Origin of the sequence: Weizmannia sp. FSL K6-3076, assembly GCF_038007245.1 — a bacterium.
Lineage (GTDB): Bacteria > Bacillota > Bacilli > Bacillales > Bacillaceae_C > Weizmannia > Weizmannia faecalis.
This window is the reverse complement of sequence record NZ_JBBOWU010000001.1, coordinates 1,790,450-1,808,154: the sequence shown is the minus strand read 5'-3', so window position 1 is coordinate 1,808,154 and position 17,705 is coordinate 1,790,450. Positions and strand designations below refer to the sequence as shown.

General features: G+C 48.3%; 23 protein-coding genes. 18 read left to right on the top strand and 5 right to left on the bottom strand.

Features of this window, described 5'->3' with window-relative positions:
• Positions 1-112: 112 nt before the first annotated feature.
• Both NSS95_RS08495 and NSS95_RS08490 read right to left on the bottom strand, forming a co-directional pair.
• Positions 113-1,321, bottom strand: coding sequence for a toxic anion resistance protein (locus NSS95_RS08495; protein ID WP_026683307.1), 1,209 nt, complete (start codon positions 1,319-1,321; stop codon positions 113-115).
• Positions 1,318-1,968, bottom strand: coding sequence for a 5-bromo-4-chloroindolyl phosphate hydrolysis family protein (locus tag NSS95_RS08490; protein WP_026683308.1), 651 nt, complete (start codon positions 1,966-1,968; stop codon positions 1,318-1,320). The genes NSS95_RS08495 and NSS95_RS08490 overlap by 4 nt, the downstream gene beginning before the upstream one ends.
• 329 nt (positions 1,969-2,297) lie before the next feature.
• Between NSS95_RS08490 and NSS95_RS08485 the strand changes: the two genes are divergently transcribed.
• Positions 2,298-2,546, top strand: a complete 249-nt coding sequence (locus NSS95_RS08485; protein ID WP_026104517.1) for a YqkE family protein — start codon at positions 2,298-2,300, stop codon at positions 2,544-2,546.
• 205 nt (positions 2,547-2,751) lie between these two features.
• Here NSS95_RS08485 and NSS95_RS08480 read toward each other — a convergent pair whose 3' ends face one another.
• Complete coding sequence (locus NSS95_RS08480) at positions 2,752-3,663, bottom strand: aldo/keto reductase (RefSeq protein WP_026683310.1); 912 nt, start codon at positions 3,661-3,663, stop codon at positions 2,752-2,754.
• A gap of 69 nt (positions 3,664-3,732) precedes the next feature.
• Positions 3,733-3,864, bottom strand: coding sequence for a Z-ring formation inhibitor MciZ (gene mciZ / locus NSS95_RS08475; protein ID WP_014098100.1), 132 nt, complete (start codon positions 3,862-3,864; stop codon positions 3,733-3,735).
• 85 nt (positions 3,865-3,949) lie between these two features.
• On the opposite strand from mciZ, the gene NSS95_RS08470 reads away from it, so the two are divergent.
• The 16 genes from NSS95_RS08470 to NSS95_RS08395 all read left to right on the top strand — a co-directional run bounded on the left by NSS95_RS08470 (position 3,950) and on the right by NSS95_RS08395 (position 16,641).
• A complete protein-coding gene (locus NSS95_RS08470) occupies positions 3,950-4,504 on the top strand; it encodes an NUDIX hydrolase (protein ID WP_014098101.1) in 555 nt (184 codons plus the stop codon).
• On the top strand, positions 4,501-5,676 hold the full coding sequence (locus NSS95_RS08465; protein WP_014098102.1) for an endonuclease Q family protein: 1,176 nt from the start codon (positions 4,501-4,503) through the stop codon (positions 5,674-5,676). The genes NSS95_RS08470 and NSS95_RS08465 overlap by 4 nt, the downstream gene beginning before the upstream one ends.
• Positions 5,677-5,769: 93 nt before the next feature.
• Complete coding sequence (gene spoIIM / locus NSS95_RS08460; protein WP_014098103.1) at positions 5,770-6,414, top strand: stage II sporulation protein M; 645 nt, start codon at positions 5,770-5,772, stop codon at positions 6,412-6,414.
• Positions 6,415-6,523: 109 nt separating this feature from the next.
• Entirely contained in the window at positions 6,524-7,000 is a 477-nt protein-coding gene (fur, locus tag NSS95_RS08455; RefSeq protein ID WP_013859565.1) for a ferric iron uptake transcriptional regulator, read from the top strand.
• Between the two features lie 140 nt (positions 7,001-7,140).
• Entirely contained in the window at positions 7,141-7,359 is a 219-nt protein-coding gene (locus tag NSS95_RS08450) for a YqzK family protein (protein ID WP_013859564.1), read from the top strand.
• Positions 7,360-7,364: 5 nt separating this feature from the next.
• Positions 7,365-8,258 (top strand): site-specific tyrosine recombinase XerD, encoded by an 894-nt coding sequence (gene xerD / locus NSS95_RS08445; RefSeq protein ID WP_014098104.1) that lies wholly within the window; start codon positions 7,365-7,367, stop codon positions 8,256-8,258.
• 276 nt (positions 8,259-8,534) lie between these two features.
• Positions 8,535-9,698, top strand: coding sequence for a D-alanyl-D-alanine carboxypeptidase family protein (locus NSS95_RS08440; protein WP_014098105.1), 1,164 nt, complete (start codon positions 8,535-8,537; stop codon positions 9,696-9,698).
• A gap of 111 nt (positions 9,699-9,809) precedes the next feature.
• Entirely contained in the window at positions 9,810-10,160 is a 351-nt protein-coding gene (spoIIAA, locus tag NSS95_RS08435) for an anti-sigma F factor antagonist (protein WP_014098106.1), read from the top strand.
• On the top strand, positions 10,161-10,604 hold the full coding sequence (gene spoIIAB, locus NSS95_RS08430) for an anti-sigma F factor (protein WP_014098107.1): 444 nt from the start codon (positions 10,161-10,163) through the stop codon (positions 10,602-10,604).
• A gap of 12 nt (positions 10,605-10,616) precedes the next feature.
• A complete protein-coding gene (gene sigF, locus NSS95_RS08425) occupies positions 10,617-11,375 on the top strand; it encodes an RNA polymerase sporulation sigma factor SigF (protein WP_014098108.1) in 759 nt (252 codons plus the stop codon).
• Between the two features lie 206 nt (positions 11,376-11,581).
• On the top strand, positions 11,582-12,202 hold the full coding sequence (locus NSS95_RS08420) for a stage V sporulation protein AA (protein WP_026683311.1): 621 nt from the start codon (positions 11,582-11,584) through the stop codon (positions 12,200-12,202).
• Positions 12,189-12,614 carry a stage V sporulation protein AB gene (locus NSS95_RS08415; protein WP_328229153.1) on the top strand — a complete coding sequence of 142 codons (426 nt, stop codon included), beginning with the start codon at positions 12,189-12,191 and terminating at the stop codon, positions 12,612-12,614. Before NSS95_RS08420 ends, NSS95_RS08415 begins: the two co-directional genes overlap by 14 nt.
• Before the next feature lie 16 nt (positions 12,615-12,630).
• A complete protein-coding gene (locus NSS95_RS08410) occupies positions 12,631-13,203 on the top strand; it encodes a stage V sporulation protein AE (RefSeq protein ID WP_014098111.1) in 573 nt (190 codons plus the stop codon).
• Positions 13,196-14,674: a spore germination protein gene (locus NSS95_RS08405; protein WP_026683312.1), complete on the top strand. Its 1,479-nt coding sequence runs from the start codon at positions 13,196-13,198 to the stop codon at positions 14,672-14,674. The genes NSS95_RS08410 and NSS95_RS08405 overlap by 8 nt, the downstream gene beginning before the upstream one ends.
• Before the next feature lie 142 nt (positions 14,675-14,816).
• Positions 14,817-16,133, top strand: coding sequence for a diaminopimelate decarboxylase (gene lysA / locus NSS95_RS08400; RefSeq protein ID WP_035184659.1), 1,317 nt, complete (start codon positions 14,817-14,819; stop codon positions 16,131-16,133).
• A 148-nt stretch (positions 16,134-16,281) separates the two neighbouring features.
• Entirely contained in the window at positions 16,282-16,641 is a 360-nt protein-coding gene (locus NSS95_RS08395; RefSeq protein WP_014098114.1) for a GNAT family N-acetyltransferase, read from the top strand.
• Between the two features lie 70 nt (positions 16,642-16,711).
• Here NSS95_RS08395 and NSS95_RS08390 read toward each other — a convergent pair whose 3' ends face one another.
• Positions 16,712-16,804 carry a YjcZ family sporulation protein gene (locus NSS95_RS08390; protein ID WP_014098115.1) on the bottom strand — a complete coding sequence of 31 codons (93 nt, stop codon included), beginning with the start codon at positions 16,802-16,804 and terminating at the stop codon, positions 16,712-16,714.
• Between the two features lie 156 nt (positions 16,805-16,960).
• On the opposite strand from NSS95_RS08390, the gene NSS95_RS08385 reads away from it, so the two are divergent.
• Positions 16,961-17,704 carry a segregation/condensation protein A gene (locus tag NSS95_RS08385; RefSeq protein ID WP_017550482.1) on the top strand — a complete coding sequence of 248 codons (744 nt, stop codon included), beginning with the start codon at positions 16,961-16,963 and terminating at the stop codon, positions 17,702-17,704.
• The last annotated feature ends 1 nt before the right edge of the window (position 17,705 follow it).

The following is a 17,705-nucleotide window of genomic DNA, read 5'->3' as shown; positions in this document are numbered from 1 at the left end:
GCGCCGGTTTTATTTTCAGGCTCCTGCCGCTTTTCCGGATGGATCTATGTTTGAAAGCGGCAGCAGGCTTTCCGTCCGCCGGCCCGGCCTGTTGCCGTTTTGCCCGTTTTGGTCAGGACGCCCCGGCATCCGGCCCCGGTCCTTTCAAGTTCATCAGTTTTTGTTTCAGTTCGTTTTCCATCGTCGCCAGCTCCTGTTCGGCCTGGAACCGCCGGGCTCTTCCTTCCTGCTGGATGCGCAGCGTTTCTTCGAGCGTTGAAATAAGGCTTTCCTGCGTTTTTTTCAACGTTTCAATGTCGACAAGGCCGCGCTCATTTTCCTGCGCCGTTTCGATCGTGTTCGATTTCAGCATTTCGGCATTGCGCAACAGAAGTTCATTGGTCGTTTTGGACACTTGTTTTTGCGCTTCGACCGCATGGCGCTGGCGGATGAGCGTCAGGGCAATCGCGATCTGGTTTTTCCATAGCGGGATCGCCGTCATAATAGAGGACTGGATTTTTTCAGCCAGCGTCTGATTTGTGTTTTGGATCAGCCGGATTTGCGGTGCGCTCTGAATCGTGATTTGCCGGCTTAATTTTAAGTCGTGCAGCCGTTTTTCAAGCCGGTCGGCAAACTGGACCATGTCGTTGACTTCCTGGAAGGCCATCTGGTCGCCGGTTGCTTCCGCTTTTTTCTTCATTTCAGGAATCGTTTTTGTGTTCAGTTCTTCGAGCTTCAGTTCGCCGGCTGCAATATAAATATTAAGTGCATGGAAATAATCTTTGTTTTTTTCATACAGCTGTTCGAGCAGCTGGATATCTTTCAGCAACGTCTTTTTCGAGAGATCGAGCTTCACGCTGATGCGGTCGATCTGCGCGCTTGTTTTCTGGTATTTTGAAAGCAGTTCCTGCACCGAATTGGAAATTTTGCCGAACATGCGCGAAAAGAAGTTTTTCTTTTCTGGGACAAGTTCTTCGGGATTCACCTGCTCAAGTTTTTTCATCAAATCATTTAAAATATCGCCGATTTCCCCGATATCTTTTTTCTGGACCTGGTCAAGCATGGCATGCGAGAAATTCAGCAGCTTCGACTGCGCCTGCGTGCCATATAAAATGACGGACTGGTGGTTTGAAGGGTCAATTTGCTTTGCGAGTTCGTATGCTTTTTGCCGGTTTTCCTCCGGCAGCATGTCCACAAGGCGGGACGGTTTTGCTCCGGCGGCAGGCTCTATTTTCTGCCCTTCTTCCGGCAGCATGGCGTCATGCGTGCCGAACGGATCGGCAAGCAGATCATCCAGCCCGCCGCTCGTTGGTTCCTGCCAAAGTTCTTTGTCTGCGTTCATTTTTTTGCACTCCTTTCATGCCGGGAAGGGGATTTGCGTTCGATGGTGTGCTTGGCGTATGCCAGTTCGTAATCGAGCGCATCCATATCCGTTGAAAGCATATGGTACAGATCTTTCTCTGTTTCGCGTCCCAATTGTTTTAACGTTTCTTCCGTTTCCCGGATTTGCACGGCCATTTCTTTGTTTTTTACAGGCTGGGATTGCAGGAGGGCATATTTTTCCGCGAGCTCCGTCATTGAATCCAAATGGTAAAAATAAAAAGATTCAGCCTGATAGAAACGTTTCGGCTCTTTTTTGACCAGTGCCTGTATTTTCCTGATTACTTTATTCATATCGTAAAAAAGTTTGAACGTGCTGATGGAACGAACGGATAAAAAGGTTTTTTGCAGTCGCCTGATTTTTTCGTCCGCTTCTTTCAGGTTTTTCCGGATATATTGATAATCTTTCCGCGTTAGCTGCTGGGTTTTTAGAAAACGCCGCAACATTTGCCACTTCACAAGCCGGTTGATCAGAAAGCCGCCGGCAAGCGAAAGCAAAAGCGACAGCCAGAACAAATGGCCGGATGAAAAATAAATGACGAGAAAGAGAAGGATAACGCTAGAAATGGTTATTACGGTGCGAATCACCGTACCCATAAAAAATTTCATAATCGACACCCCTGATCACGATCTTGGTTGATTCGGCCATACGTCTTATACGAAAAGCAGCCCTGAAAAGATTCAAAAACCTTGCAAATTTCTTCTTTAACGCTACTATACCAGAGATCGCGCATGGATTTAAAGAGAGAAAGCAGCTTCCGGAAAATATTTTTCAGTCTGGGAGCCGGGTTGCCCATGAACGGACCGCCTGATGGATGATGAAGCATTGGTAAATATATTATAATGAAAAAAGATGATAGAAGAAGGGCGGTGAAGGCCGTTTGTAAGATGCCCCCGGCTGCACTCGAGGCATGCGGGCTTTTTGCAAACGGCAGCAAATGGCAAAAAAGAGACAGGCACAACAAAAAGGAAAACAGGATGAGAAAGTGCAGCTGAAGGATGCGCTGCAAAAAGATGTGCTCGAAAAATTGAAACAGGCAAAGCAGGAACTTGCGGCAGTGGAAGTAGAAAAAAAGAGGGCGGAAGAAGAACGAAAAAGAGAAGAACGGAAGCAGCGCGAGCGGAACAAATCGTTTGCGGAACTGCTGGAAGAATCCGATTTGGACTGGAAACGATATAAAGGCTAAAAAGATGGCAATGGCACAGGCAGTCGCCTTGACACAACTGCCTGTACGATTGATTACGCCCTGATTTCCATTTGCCGTTTAAATCCTTCCTTTGCACGGGGGAAAACGGGATGGTTTCCGGCATAACCGGGAAAGGGCTGTTGGAACAAGGTGAAAAAATAAACAAAAAAGCAAAGAACGCGGTGCATTCTTTGCTGAAAACAGATTACCGATGCGCTTCGTATCGGTTTTGTTTGGTGAGCTCGCGCAGAAGCCGGTGCTCCTCCGGTGTAAGTGGCGCAGCGTTTACGGCTTTTGCATTGGCGCGCACCTGGTCCGGGGAACTGGCGCCGGCAACCACGGCGGCAACTGGAGGGCAGGCGAGATCATATTGAAGTGCAAGTTCAAGCATCGTCCGCCCGCCGGTTAAAAGCGTATTTTTGATTTTCTCAAGAAGGGCGACAATTTCTTCATAACCGGTATCAAGATAACCGTCTGCTGGAATCTTTTCCGGCAGCCCGCTTAAAATCCCTTTTGCGACCGGGCCTCTTGCGACAATGCTGATGCCGTTTTCGCCTAAAAGCGTCGTGATGGTCTCTTCCGGCCGCCGGTCAAGCAGGCTGTACTGCATCATGACGCTTGCAATGGATGACTTTTTCACATATTCGCGGATCACGTTCGGGCGGATGGAAGAAATGCCGTAAGCGCGGATGATGCCTTCTGCCTTTAATTCCTCAAACGCTTCGATCGTTTCGTCTATCGGGTCTTCGATCGTGCCGCCGTGCAGCTGGTACAAATCGATATAGTCCGTGCCGAGTCGTTTCAGGCTTTGTTTTGCCGCTTCTTTTATGTAAGCTTTGGAAGCATCCCAGCGCCACGTTTTGCCGTCTTCATTCCAGCGGTTTCCGGCTTTTGTGGCAATGATCACTTCGCCGCGCACATGTTTGAGCGCTTCGCCGACCAGTTTTTCATTCACTCCGTGGTCATAAAGATCGGCCGTGTCAAAATAGTTAATGCCTGCTTCAAGTGCGGCTTCAATGACGACCCGTGCTTTTTTCGGATCCGTACCGAGCGACATGCAGCCGAGCCCGAGCTTTGAAACATATAAATCTGAATTTCCCAACCGGTTTTTTTCCATGTTTTTCTGCCTCCTTTTTTTTATTGTATAGAAGGGGCAGGAAAAAATACAAATATGGAGACAGCCCCCTTATGAGGAAGTTGTTTTTGCAACCCATTCGGCGACCGTTTCGTATTTTTTACAGTATGTTTTCAGCCGGTCGCGAATTTCCCATGCTTTTCCCTTCATGAGGATGCCTTTCGGATGGACGATGATGATCATCAAGCTTTCCCTCCCGGAACAGTCTGTTTTTTATGGTAAAATATATGTGTTAGTTTCAGGTGAAGAACAAAAGGAGCCGGGTAACATGCATAAATATAAATACGAAGAGAAAACATTGAAGACGGAAGAAATTTTCAACGGCAAAATTTTGCACGTGCAAGTCTTGGAGGTTGAACTGCCGGACGGAAAAACGTCGAAACGCGAGGTCATCAAGCACCCCGGCGCCGTCTGTGTGCTTGCGGTTACAAATGAGCATAAAGTGGTGATGGTGGAACAATACCGGAAAGCGGCTGAACGCGCGCTCATTGAAATTCCGGCGGGAAAGCTCGAGCCGGGGGAAGACCCGCTTGAAGCGGCAAAACGCGAACTGGAGGAAGAAACCGGTTATGCCTGCGCGAAATTAGAACCGGTAACCGCTTTTTATACTTCACCGGGCTTTGCGGATGAATATATCCATCTTTATGCCGGAACCGGCCTTGAAAAACTTTCCAATCCAAAAGCGGGCGATGATGATGAATTTGTCGATATTTTGGAACTGGGCATGGATGAAGTCAGGGAAATGATCCGGTCGGGGAAAATATGCGACGCCAAAACATTGGTTGCCCTCCAGCACTGGATGCTTGAAGAGGCGCGAAAATGAGTGTCAATCCGTACTTTGCAGATTTACACATCCACATCGGGCGCACAAAAACGGGGCGGCCCGTCAAAATTACGGGGGCAAAAAGCCTGACGCTTGAAAATATATTAAAGGCGGCCAAACAGCCGAAAGGGCTCGATCTCGTCGGGGTGATCGACTGCCATGTCCCGGAAGTCAGGGAAGAGATGAAGGCGCTTCTTGCAGCCGGTGAACTGGTGCAGCTTGATGAAGGCGGCCTCCTCTACCAGGGGGAAGTCACGCTGATTCCCGGGATTGAAATGGAAGTGTATGATGAAAACTGCCGTGGGCCGGTCCATCTGCTCAGCTATTTTCCGGATATGGACACACTCGGCAAGTTTTCCGCATGGTATGGCGGGCGCGTGTCCAATCCACATTTAAGCACACAGCGGGTCCGCGCAGAGGCCCGGAAAGTGCAGGAAAAAACGAAAGAACTCTCCGGGCTGTTTATTCCCGCCCATGTATTTACCCCCTTTAAGAGCCTTTATGGAAAAGGTGTGGAACGGTCGCTAACAGAAGTGCTGGACCCGGATCTGATAGATGCTGTGGAATTGGGATTAAGTTCTGATACCACCATGGCTGATAACATCAGTGAGCTGCACCGCTATCCGTTCGTGACCAATTCAGACGCCCATTCCCTCGGCAAAATGGCAAGGGAATACCAAAAATTGATGCTGGAAACGCCGGGGTTTACAGGGCTGTTAAAAGCTTTGCGCGGCGAAGGGGAAAACCGGATTGCCGCCAATTACGGCTTAAACCCGAAACTTGGGAAATATTATACAACGACTTGCGCCAAATGCCGGAACCCTGTTTCAAACGGCCCATGCCCGCATTGCGGGTCGCGCCTGAAAACAAAAGGTGTCTCGGAAAGAATAGAAGAGCTGACAGACGCAAAAACGCATCCTGCCCGGCCACCCTACATCCACCAGGTGCCGCTTGATTTTTTGCCGGGGCTCGGCCCGAAAACGATGGGCAAGCTGCTGGACCATTTCGGGACGGAGATGAATATTTTGCACCGGGCGCCCGAATCCGCCCTGAAAAGCGTTGTAAAACCGCCGCTTTCGGAACTGATCTTGAAACAGCGTTCCGGGGGATTGGCGTTTGAGGCCGGCGGGGGCGGAAAATATGGCAAGGTAAAAAATCCAAAGCCGGAATAGTTTCGCTCCGGTTTTGGACTTTTTTCATAAGCGGCTATGTCCTTTCATAGATTAATAGCAAGTGCCAATCTTTTGAAGGAGGGGACACCGCTCATGAAGCAAATTGCCCTGCAAAATCCTGTCAGCCGCCATATCCGGGAAAACTCCTCTATTTATGCATTTGTCATCGCGTTGTTCCTGATGGGCGTCATTTTTGGCGCCGTCATCGTCAACAGCCTGTCGATCGCACAGAAAGAAGACTTGTTTTTTTACTTAAAGCAATTTTTCGGACAAGTCTCAACCGGCAAACTCGCCGCGCCTGAGGACCTGTTCCGTTCAAGTTTCCTGCACAATTTGAAATTTCTCGGCCTCATCTGGCTGCTCGGTATTTCGATCATCGGCCTGCCGCTCATTCTTGTTCTCTTATTTTTAAAGGGGCTTGTCGTCGGGTTTTCGATCGGTTTTCTTGTCAACCAGATGAAATGGGGCGGTTTTTTGCTTTCGTTTGTAACCGTTCTTCCGCAAAATTTGCTGATCATTCCTTTGTTTATTTTCACCTCGGTGATGGCTGTCATGTTTTCCTTGAACCTGATCCGGAAAATTTTTATGAAACAGGCTGCCCACTTTGCTTTTTTTCAATTGTTTTTAAGGTATTGCACGGCGCTTCTCGCTGTTTTCATCGCATCTCTCGCGGCCGCCTGCATCGAGGCTTATCTTTCTCCGCAGCTGATGCAGGCCGTGATGAAGATGATCCATTAAAATCATTCTTAAATAATAAATGTTGTTTTTAACTGTTTATAATCATTTCATTTTGACTATTCCCCTTAATCTGCTATAATATCAGAGACAGCGGCAAGGGGGAGGAATCATGGAAGAAGCTCGTATTGATAGAATTAAGAAGCAATTGCATTCGGCCAGCTACAAACTGACGCCGCAACGGGAAGCAACCGTGCGCGTTTTGCTGGAACATGAAACAGACCATTTAAGTGCGGAAGATGTATACCTCCTTGTGAAAGAAAAATCCCCTGAAATCGGTCTGGCCACCGTTTATCGCACGCTGGAACTGCTGTCCGAACTGAAAGTGGTGGACAAAATCAATTTCGGCGACGGGGTGTACCGTTATGATTTGAGGCAGGAAGGCGCCGCACATTTTCACCATCATCTTGTCTGCATTGAATGCGGCGCGGTGGACGAAATTCAGGAAGATTTACTGGAAAATGTCGAAAAAGTTGTGGAAAGCCGCTGGAATTTTATTATCAAAGACCATCGCCTGACATTTCACGGGATTTGTTACCGGTGCCAGCAAAAAGAAAAGGGAAACGAAAACGGAAAAAACGAAAAATAACCGGCCTTTTCGCAAGACGAAAAGGTTTTTGTTATAACACCGCATTTTCAGCCGGTTGAATTTTTACATAAAAGGATGTATAAAACGGCGGAAGTCTGTCATAGCTTGTATGTAAAGCGATACAGAAAGGCGGGCGGGATATGCCGTGGCTGAAACTTTTGCTTCATGCGCTTAAAGTCTTCATTTTATTTTTATGCTGCACATTGTTGTTCTACTTTGCCCTGCTTTGGGTGAATCAGGAATATGAAAGCTACCACCGTTATGAAAAACCAAAAGGCGCGGCTGTAAAGGTGAGTGCCGGGGACCATAAGCCTGCTTGGGCAGAACGGCTGCTGCTCTTTTATATGGATGGGGAGTAATTGGAATGGAAGATCAAATCAAAGATTTCATGCATTTTATGATCGTTGAAAAAGGGCTCGCTGAAAATACGATCGCGTCCTATAAACGCGATCTGCACAGTTATCTCCGCTACCTGCAAAAAGTGGAGCTTGTTACATCTTGGAATGAAGTGACGCGGTTTCACATCCTCCACTTTCTGAACTTTTTAAAACAGCAGGGAAAGTCCTCGAAGACGATTGCCAGGCATGTCGCCTCTATCCGGTCTTTTCATCAGTTTTTGTTGCGGGAAAAATTTGCGGGCCAGGATCCGACTGTCCATATTGAAACCCCGAAGCCTGAGCGGACGCTTCCGAAAGTGCTGAGCGTTCAGGAAGTGGAAGCGCTCCTTGCTGCGCCAAAAGGGGATACCCCTCTTCATATGCGGGATGGTGCGATGCTTGAACTGTTGTATGCGACCGGCATGCGCGTCAGTGAGATGACCGGCCTTAATCTTGATGATCTGCATTTATCAATGGGATTTATTAAATGTATCGGAAAAGGGGACAAGGAAAGGATTATCCCGATCGGTCGCACGGCGTCGGCTGCGCTTGAACGGTATTTAAAAGAAGGGCGGCCCAAACTGGTTTCAAAAACGAATAGAACGGATGCCCTGTTTTTGAACCATCACGGCGCCCGTCTCTCACGGCAAGGCTTTTGGAAAATATTAAAGGCGCTTGCGAAAAAAGCCAATATTGAGAAAGACATTACCCCGCACACACTGAGGCATTCATTTGCCACTCATCTGATTGAAAACGGGGCAGACTTGCGGGCGGTCCAGGAAATGCTCGGCCATGCCGACATTTCCACAACGCAAATTTACACCCATGTTTCCAAAACGAGGTTAAAGGATGTTTATGCGAAATTCCATCCAAGGGCTTAAACCCGGCCGCATGCTTTTTTCCGGGCGAGCCGGGTTTGGCAGCACCCTGTTTCCGGGAATTATAAGGACAAAACTAAAAACAGATTTTTAAGGCGCACGGCGTAAAAACCGTGCGTTTTTTATTTGTCTGGCAGCCGGCATCCCGCGGATTAGAAGAAAGGGAATTTATCCAGTATAAAAATGGCGCAACTGGAAAAAATGATTTTATGCATATCTCCCATCGTGTACGGAGGTTTTGTTTTCACGTTTTATGATTTTACAAGTTGGAGGGTCATCATGAAGAAAATCATTGGTTTGGTTACCTGCTTCATGCTTGCAGCCGGCGTCCTTGTGCCTGAAGCGTTCGCAGCTGAAAAGAAAAATGAACTGGCGCCGGAAGCGAAATCCGCCATTTTAATTGAACAGGCCACGGGCGAAGTGCTGTACAGCAAGAACAGCCATGAAGAATTGCCGCCTGCTTCCATGACGAAAATCATGACCATGCTTTTAATTATGGAAGCGCTCGACAAAGGCGAAATCAAAATGGATGAAAAAGTACGGACGAGTGAGTATGCGGCATCCATGGGCGGATCGCAAATTTTTCTCGAGCCCGGCGAAGAAATGACGGTGGAACAAATGCTGAAAGGGATTGCGATCGGTTCGGCAAATGACGCGGCCGTTGCGATGGCGGAAAGAATTGGCGGAAGCGAAGAAGCTTTTGTCGACAAAATGAATGAGCGGGCAAAAGCGCTCGGTTTGAAAAACACCCATTTTGAAAATGTGACCGGGCTCCCTGTCAAAGGTCACTACAGTTCAGCTTATGACATGGCCATCATGGCGAAGCAATTGCTGAAACATCACGGCATTACCCATTTCACCGGCAAATATGAAGATTACTTAAGGGAAGGCTCCGATAAAAAGTTCTGGCTCGTCAATACCAATAAACTGGTCCGCCATTATCCCGGCGTTGACGGCCTGAAAACCGGCTTTACAAATGAAGCAAAATTCTGCCTGACCGCAACGGCAAAGAAAAACGGCATGCGTGTGATCGCCGTCGTTTTCGGGGCGCCATCAACAAAAGTGCGGAACGCCCAGGTTTCAAAAATGCTTGACTATGCGTTCAGCCAGTATACCTCCCACCCGCTGTACAAAAAAGGCGCGGCGCTTGACCAGGTCAAAGTGTCAAAAGGGAGCATGCGGCATGTCCGGGCGGTGACGAGCGAACCGGTATCGGTGCTGACGAAAAAAGGCGTCAAATTGTCAAATTTGAAAAAAACTGTGAAGCTCAAAAAAAATGTGCAGGCCCCTGTCCAAAAAGGCGATGAAATTGGAACACTGACTATCAGCCAAGACGGAAAGGTGCTTTCAAAAACAACGCTTGTTGCCGACAAAACGGTGAAACGTGCAGGCTGGTGGCAGCTGTTTAAACGTGCAGCGGGCATGTTTGTCCAGAAAGATTGATGTCGAATCCGCTTGGTTTCTGTTTTTTTAAAGCTTCTTTTGTCTCCCGGAAGGAAAAACGGGAAGCAAGGTCGAAATGACTCACTATTAACAGCGAAGGAGGCTTTAATTGTGAGTCTGGCAATTGACCTGGAAGTGAAAAAAGATGTCCTGTGCATCCGGCTGCAGGGGGAATTGGACCATCATACGGCTGAAAGTTTGCGTGCAAGTGTGACAAAAGCAATTGAAGAAAACGGCATCCGCCATCTTGTATTAAATCTGGAGCAGCTTTCCTTTATGGATAGCTCCGGTTTAGGTGTGATATTGGGAAGATACAAACAGATCAAGCAGAAAAACGGGGAAATGATCGTCTGCGCCATTTCTCCGGCCGTAAAAAGGCTGTTTGAACTGTCCGGCCTCTTTAAAATCATCCGCCTTGATGAATCGGAACAATACGCGCTGCACAGATTGGGGGTTGCCTGAATGAAAAATAAAATGCAATTGCAGTTTTCCGCGCTCAGCCGGAATGAATCTTTCGCCCGCGTGGCGGTTGCCGCTTTTGTTGCCCAGCTTGACCCGACGCTTGATGAATTGACCGAAATCAAAACGGTCGTATCCGAAGCGGTAACAAACGCGATTATTCACGGATATGAAGAAAACCCGGACGGAATGGTTTATGTATCGGCTGCCATTTATGACGACGGCACGGTTGAAATTACCGTCCGCGATGAAGGAAAAGGCATAGCGGATATTGAAGAAGCCAGGCAGCCGCTATTTACAACAAAGCCTGACCTGGAAAGATCCGGAATGGGCTTTACGATCATGGAAAACTTTATGGACGATGTAGAAATCAAGTCGCAGCCAGAATCAGGCACCATCATTCGTCTAAAAAAGCATTTGGCCTTGAAAAACGCCTTATGCAATTAAGGAGTCGTGCCGATGGATGCAGAACTGAAAAAGGCAGAAAAGAAAACCCGGTTAAAAGATGAGGAAGTGAAAAACCTGATCAGGCGCAGCCAGGAAGGGGACCAGGGGGCACGCGACCTGATTGTTGAAAAAAATATGCGCCTTGTCTGGTCGGTTGTCCAGCGCTTTTTGAATCGCGGATATGAACCGGATGACTTATTTCAAATCGGCTGTATCGGGCTGTTAAAATCGGTCGATAAATTTGATCTTTCGTATGACGTCAAATTTTCCACCTATGCAGTCCCCATGATCATCGGGGAAATCCAGCGGTTTTTGCGCGATGACGGGACGGTGAAAGTAAGCCGTTCTTTGAAAGAAACGGGCAACCGGATCCGCAAAACCCGCGATGAGTTAACAAAAAAGCTGGGGAGATCGCCGACCGTGCACGAAATCGCATCAGAACTCGGGATGCCGGTCGAAGAAGTCGTCATGGCGCAGGAGGCAGGCAAAGCCCCGTCATCGATCCATGAGACGGTATATGAAAACGATGGCGACCCGATCACGCTTCTCGACCAGATTTCAGACCAGAACGACCAAAAGTGGTTTGACCAGATTGCCCTCCAGGAAGCGATCAGAGGGCTTGAGGAGCGCGAAAGGCTGATTGTGTACCTCCGCTATTACAAAGACCAGACACAGTCCGAAGTGGCCGAACGGCTTGGCATTTCGCAAGTGCAGGTTTCACGGCTTGAAAAGAAAATACTTGAAGTAATGAAAGAGCGCATGGAGTTGTAAACGTGCGCTTTTTTGCTTTTTTTATTCCCGGATGTGGCGTCCAACAGAAGCCGAAAATCATCCGGCAATGGAAAAAAGCACAGGAAGCGTGCAAAAGTCCGGCGAATCGCCTGATCATACGATACATACAGCATGAAACCGGTGCATGAAAATCTTCCAATATCACATACTACAAACACAACGTATGAAAGCAGGGGGTGAAGGCAGTGGATGAAACGATTTATTTGCGGCTCCGCCACCGTATTCGCGTCAATCCGGGCTTTACTGTAAGATTATCCCATATTGCCCAGATTCACGCGCCGTCCGGTATACAGGAAACCCTTTTGGACATCCCCGTCCAAACCATTTCCAAGGCCGACGGGAACACCGTTGTCATTGACATGATGAAAATTATTTCCTGTATCAAAGAAAAGGTTCCGGACGCTGCCGTGTCTCCGGTCGGTCCGGCGGCAACGATTGTGGAAGTAGCCGCAAAAAAGAGGTACCTGCCGCTTTTGTTTTTTATATTGATTTGGATTTTGCTTTTTTTAGGCTCTGCGCTTGGGATTATCAATTTTCACGAAGATGTCGGCATGCGGGCTGCCCAGGAAAAAATTTATTATCTGATTACAGGCATCCGCGACAATACGCCGCTTATGTTTCAAATTCCCTATTCGCTCGGCCTCGGGGCGGGTATGGTAATTTTTTTTAACCATGCATTTAAAAAGAAATTTAATGAAGAACCGAGCCCGCTTGAAGTTGAAATTTTCAACTATCAGCAGGACATCGACCATTATATCCTGTTGAATGAGAATAAGGAGAACATGAAACATTTTGACCATCCTTAAGCAAATCTTCACCGTGTTTTGCGGGCTCGGCGGCGGGCTTGTGGTCGGCTGCGGGTATGTGGCTTTTTTAACGGTGCTTGGCATTGTGCCGCGGCTTGTCCAGCTGTCCAGGACAGAACGGTTCATCCAATCATACGAATGGGCCGTTGTATTCGGGGTGCTGTCCGGGACATGGTGGGGGCTCGGTGGTGAAGGCGGCCGGCTTTCTGTAATCGTTGCGGCGCCTGTTGGGTTGTTTTGCGGACTGTTTGTCGGCATGCTTGCTGCGGCGCTCACGGAAGTGATCAATGTCATCCCAATTTTTTCCAAAAGAATTGGAATGGACGGGCGTCTTGCCGGCGCATTGATGGCGATCGTGCTCGGGAAGGTGGCCGGCGCTTTATTTCAATGGCTTTATTATGTAAATCATTAAGAAAGGAACAACCGGCATGGGGGAAAAACGGCGGGTGATCCTTGTCACGGACGGGGATGAGTATGCGAAAAAAGCAATCGAGTGTGTCGCGAAAAAAATGGGCGGGCGCTGTATTTCACAATCATACGGAAATCCAACCCGGCTTTGTGGGGAGCAGATCGCGGACCTGATCCTCAAGGCGGCCGGAGACCCTGTTTTTGCCATGTTCGATGATTCAGGGGTGATCGGCCCGGGACCCGGCGAAGAGGCGCTCACTTTTGTGGCCGGGCATCCGCGCATCGAAGTGCTCGGCGTGATTGCGGTCGCATCGAAAACCCATCAGGCCGAATGGTCAAGGGTGGATGTGTGCATTGACAATACCGGTGAAATCACGCCGTACGGGGTGGACAAATTCGGCATTCCGGAAATGGATTTGAAAAAAATCAACGGGGACACGGTTTACAGTCTTGACCGGCTGGACGTGCCCATTATTGTCGGCATCGGGGATGTCGGCAAAATGTCGAAAAAAGACGATTATCATATCGGCGCCCCGATTACAGAAAAAGCGGTACGCCTGATCTTGGAAAGGAGCGGGTTCAAGCATGGCTGAAACAGGCAGGAAAAGGCCGATTTCATCCAATCCGGCAGAAGTGGAAGCATTTTTTAAAAATAAAGTCGGACTTGGCATCAGTTATGATATTGGTGTCAGAAAAATTCAGGTCCTTGATACAGAAATCCAGCTGTACTATGTCAACGGGCTCACGGAAACGATTTCGATTATCCAAATTATGAGAGAACTGCTGAGATTAAATAACGGCAAATTTTCTTCCGGGAAAGTGCATGAGCTTGTTGAAAATTACATCGTCCATATGCAGGTCGAAAAAGTCAAAACCTATGATGAAATGGTCGATGAAGTGCTGTCCGGGCTGATCGCCATTTATGTCGAAGGAAAACAAGAAGCATTTATTATCGATGTTCGCAGTTATCCGGGAAGGACGCCGATGGAACCGGATACGGAAAAAGTCGTCCGTGGGGCGCGTGACGGTTATGTTGAAAATATTGTTATCAATACGGCCTTGACGCGGCGGCGGATCCGCGATGAGCGGCTGCGCTTTGAAATGATGAAAGTTGGCGAACGCTCGAAAACGGATGTATCGATTGCTTATATTGAAGGCGTGGCAGATCCCGAAGTCATCGAAACGGTCAGAAAAGAACTGAAGGCGATTGATATTGACGGAATTACGATGGCAGATAAAACGGTAGAAGAATTTATTTTGAAACAAAATTATAATCCTTTCCCGCTGATCCGCTATACGGAACGGGCGGACGTCGCGGCCACCCATTTGCTGGAGGGGCATGTGCTTGTATTGGTGGACACTTCACCAAGCGTGATGATTATGCCGACAACGGTTTTTCACCATATGCAGCACGCCGAAGAATACCGCCAGGCTGCAGCTGTCGGCACGTTTATCCGCTGGGTGCGGTTTTTCGGGATTGCCGTTTCTCTTTTTCTCCTGCCGCTTTGGTATTTAGTGGCGGTGGAACCGTCGCTTTTGCCGGAGCAACTGGATTACATTGGGCCGAATAAGCAGTCGCATGTCCCGCTTGTCCTTCAGCTTCTTATCGCCGATTTAGGCATTGAGTTTATGCGGGTTGCCGCCATCCATACGCCGACGCCGCTCGCCACCGCCATGGGCTTGATTGCGGCCGTTTTGGTCGGGCAGATTGCGGTTGAAGCCGGGCTGTTTGTTTCGGAAGTCATTTTGTATGTATCCGCCGCGGCGATTGGCACTTTTGTCACACCAAGTTATGAGCTGAGCGTGGCGAATAAACTTGTGAGAATGATTTTACTGATTATCGTAGCAATTTTTAAAGTCAAAGGCTTTGTGATCGGCAGCACCGTTTTTCTGCTGTTCCTCGTGTCCATCCGGCCGTTGAACACGCCGTATTTCTGGCCGTTTATCCCGTTTAACCCGCAGGCATTTTTCCAAATCCTGTTCAGAAGGCCGGTTCCGGGCTCCAAGTACCGCCCGAGCATTGTCCACCCGGTCGATCGCTTCCGCCAGCCGCCTGAAGCTTGAAACTATTGCAGAAAGCCTGTTTTTATGTTAAAGTTAGTAGAAAATTAACGCAAAAGCTCTAGGAAAGGGAGGGAAGCCTACCCCGGTTTATGCCGGGAAGGCTTCTCTCCCGATTGGCGGAATATTAGGTGGGGTTGAAAACATGAAGCATAACGGGTCGGTAAAGGTAAATGGAAAGGGGCATCTCGAAATCGGCGGTGTTGACACGGTAAGCCTCGCTGCCCGTTACGGAACGCCTCTTTATGTATATGACGTTGCTTTAATACGGCAAAGGGCCAGAGCGTTCAAGGAAACATTCCGGAAACTCGGCGTCAAATCCCAGGTTGCTTATGCCAGCAAGGCTTTTTCCGCCATTGCCATGATCCAGCTTGCAGATGAAGAGGGGCTGTCTTTGGATGTTGTTTCAGGCGGGGAACTGTATACTGCCCTTGCTGCCGGGTTTCCTGTTGAACACATTCATTTCCACGGCAACAATAAAAGCCGGGAAGAATTGGAAATGGCGCTTGATGCCGGAATCGGCTGCATCGTTGCCGATAATTTTTACGAGCTTGACATGCTGGAAAACTTGTGCGCTGAAAAAGGCCGCAAAGTTTCCGCGCTCTTAAGGGTCACACCGGGCATTGAAGCCCATACGCATGATTATATTTTAACGGGCCAGGAAGATTCAAAATTCGGTTTTGACTTGCAAAACGGGCAGGCGGAGGCGGCGCTGAAGCAGGTGCTTTCATCCGGCTGGATAAAATTGCTCGGGGTGCATTGCCATATCGGATCGCAAATTTTTGAAACAGCCGGCTTTGTCCTGGCTGTGCAGAAAATTATGGATAAACTGGACGAGTGGCATGCCAGGTACGGTTATTTTCCGGAAGTGCTTAACCTTGGCGGTGGTTTCGGCATCCGCTATACGGAAGAAGACCATCCGCTTCCGCCTGCTTATTATGTAGAAGAAATCGTCAAAGAAGTGAAGAAACAGGCCGGTTCCCGCCGCCTGCCGGTTCCCGAGATCTGGATCGAACCGGGCCGCTCGCTTGTCGGCGAAGCCGGGACGACGCTTTATTCGGTCGGGTCCCGCAAGGAAGTGCCGCATGTCAGAAAATATATTGCGGTTGACGGGGGGATGAGCGACAATATCCGCCCGGCACTTTATGACGCAAAATATGAAGCAGTGCTGGCCAACCGTCCGCTTGATAAGTGCGAAGAGACCGTATCCGTTGCCGGGAAATGCTGCGAGTCGGGGGATATGCTGATTTGGGATCTGCCGCTGCCGAAGACAGGCAGCGATGACCTTTTGGCCGTATTTTGCACTGGCGCTTACGGTTATTCGATGGCAAATAACTATAACCGGATCCCACGCCCGCCGGTTGTGTTTGTCGAAAACGGCAAAGATGAGCTTGTCGTAAAGCGGGAGACGTACGAAGACCTGATCCGCAATGATCTCCGTCTGCGCGTGCCGCTTTCTTGACAAATCCGGGGCGGAAAAGCGGATGGCACTTGTTTTCCGGACTTGCTTTTGGAAAATATTGTACGTGCCTTGTTTACTTTCTCTGAAATAGGAATATACTAATAAGTAAAGCGTTTGAATTAAATTGGATGATTACGAGGGATTCAGTATGTTAATTCGGTATAAAAAATCTTTCGATAAGATTGCAATGGGCCTGTTGTCCTTTATGCCAGATGAAAAAGATTTGAAAAAGCTGCAGCAAACAAAGCAATTGTACGAAACAGAAGACAAGTGGCAGCTTTTTTTATGGAAAGAGGATGATGACATTGTTGGCCTGATCGGGGTTGTACTGGATGGGGACAAAGTGGAAATCCAGCATATTTCCGTCAATCCGTCTTATCGCGACCAAGGAATCGGGAAAAGCATGGTCAAGGCTTTAAAACAAATGTATGAAGGAAAAGAAGTGGTTCCGAATAAATACATTGTTGACTTCTTCCATAAGTGTGCTGAAAAAGAAGACCTGTCCTGACCGGGTCTTCTTTTATTTCGGATACGGCAAAAAGGACCTGCCGGCATGATGCCGGAGGCCCTTTTTACGGTTACCAGATATACGCACTGCCGACAATGATCAACAAAATAAAAAGCACGACAATTAACGCAAATCCGCTGCCCCAGCCAAAACCGTCAGCCATGATAACCCCTCCCTCAACAGTCATTACATGGTATACTATGTAGGCGCGCCGGAACGTGTATGGACTCCTGCCCATCTGCGCGCTTTTGATTGGAGATACATACGTTTCAGGCTATACTTATTTTGACGCTTTGAAAAAGGAACGGTGTACAATTTTATGGAATATAAGGTGAAAATCGGCGCGTTTGAAGGACCGCTCGATCTGCTTTTGCATCTGATCCACCAGCTTGAAATCGACATTTACGATATTCCGGTTGCTGAAATTACCGAGCAGTATTTGGACTACATCCATACAATGAAAGAGCTTGAACTGGACGTCGCAAGCGAATATCTTGTGATGGCGGCCACGCTTTTGGCGATCAAAAGCAAAATGCTTTTGCCAAAACAGGAGCCAGATGAACCGGATGAAGATTATACGGTGGAAGAAGACCCGCGCGAACAACTTGTCGAGCGCCTCCTCGAATACAAAAAATACAAGGAAGCAGCCAGCACGTTCAAACGCCTTGAAGCCGGCCGCAGCGAAATCTTCACCAAGCCGCCGAGCGATTTGTCGGCGTATGCGTCGGACGCAGATGGAAGAAAAATCGGCGCCAATGTGACGATCTATGATATGATCGGCGCGTTAAATAAACTTTTGCGCAGAAAAAAATTGCAAAAACCGCTGTTTACCAAAATCACACGGCAGGAAATCTCGATCGAAGAAAGAATGGATGAAATTTTAAAACAGCTGGAAACGGCGCCGGGAAGCGTCCAATTTTACGACTTATTCTCTTTTCACGATAAAGAACAAATTGTCGTAACTTTTTTGGCTGTCCTGGAACTGATTAAGCGCCATCAAATTATGGCGGTACAGGAAGAAAATTTCGGTGACATTACCGTTGTAAGGAAAGAGGGGGATTGAT

Bases quoted from the DNA above. Each gene is read 5' to 3' on its own strand.
- NSS95_RS08495 (WP_026683307.1), bottom strand. From the start codon at position 1,321: ATGAACGCAGACAAAGAACTTTGGCAGGAACCAACGAGCGGCGGGCTG.
- NSS95_RS08490 (WP_026683308.1), bottom strand. From the start codon at position 1,968: ATGAAATTTTTTATGGGTACGGTGATTCGCACCGTAATAACCATTTCT.
- NSS95_RS08485 (WP_026104517.1), top strand. From the start codon at position 2,298: ATGGCAAAAAAGAGACAGGCACAACAAAAAGGAAAACAGGATGAGAAA.
- NSS95_RS08480 (WP_026683310.1), bottom strand. From the start codon at position 3,663: ATGGAAAAAAACCGGTTGGGAAATTCAGATTTATATGTTTCAAAGCTC.
- mciZ (WP_014098100.1), bottom strand. From the start codon at position 3,864: ATGATCATCATCGTCCATCCGAAAGGCATCCTCATGAAGGGAAAAGCA.
- NSS95_RS08470 (WP_014098101.1), top strand. From the start codon at position 3,950: ATGCATAAATATAAATACGAAGAGAAAACATTGAAGACGGAAGAAATT.
- NSS95_RS08465 (WP_014098102.1), top strand. From the start codon at position 4,501: ATGAGTGTCAATCCGTACTTTGCAGATTTACACATCCACATCGGGCGC.
- spoIIM (WP_014098103.1), top strand. From the start codon at position 5,770: ATGAAGCAAATTGCCCTGCAAAATCCTGTCAGCCGCCATATCCGGGAA.
- fur (WP_013859565.1), top strand. From the start codon at position 6,524: ATGGAAGAAGCTCGTATTGATAGAATTAAGAAGCAATTGCATTCGGCC.
- NSS95_RS08450 (WP_013859564.1), top strand. From the start codon at position 7,141: ATGCCGTGGCTGAAACTTTTGCTTCATGCGCTTAAAGTCTTCATTTTA.
- xerD (WP_014098104.1), top strand. From the start codon at position 7,365: ATGGAAGATCAAATCAAAGATTTCATGCATTTTATGATCGTTGAAAAA.
- NSS95_RS08440 (WP_014098105.1), top strand. From the start codon at position 8,535: ATGAAGAAAATCATTGGTTTGGTTACCTGCTTCATGCTTGCAGCCGGC.
- spoIIAB (WP_014098107.1), top strand. From the start codon at position 10,161: ATGAAAAATAAAATGCAATTGCAGTTTTCCGCGCTCAGCCGGAATGAA.
- sigF (WP_014098108.1), top strand. From the start codon at position 10,617: ATGGATGCAGAACTGAAAAAGGCAGAAAAGAAAACCCGGTTAAAAGAT.
- NSS95_RS08410 (WP_014098111.1), top strand. From the start codon at position 12,631: ATGGGGGAAAAACGGCGGGTGATCCTTGTCACGGACGGGGATGAGTAT.
- NSS95_RS08405 (WP_026683312.1), top strand. From the start codon at position 13,196: ATGGCTGAAACAGGCAGGAAAAGGCCGATTTCATCCAATCCGGCAGAA.
- lysA (WP_035184659.1), top strand. From the start codon at position 14,817: ATGAAGCATAACGGGTCGGTAAAGGTAAATGGAAAGGGGCATCTCGAA.
- NSS95_RS08395 (WP_014098114.1), top strand. From the start codon at position 16,282: ATGTTAATTCGGTATAAAAAATCTTTCGATAAGATTGCAATGGGCCTG.
- NSS95_RS08390 (WP_014098115.1), bottom strand. From the start codon at position 16,804: ATGGCTGACGGTTTTGGCTGGGGCAGCGGATTTGCGTTAATTGTCGTG.
- NSS95_RS08385 (WP_017550482.1), top strand. From the start codon at position 16,961: ATGGAATATAAGGTGAAAATCGGCGCGTTTGAAGGACCGCTCGATCTG.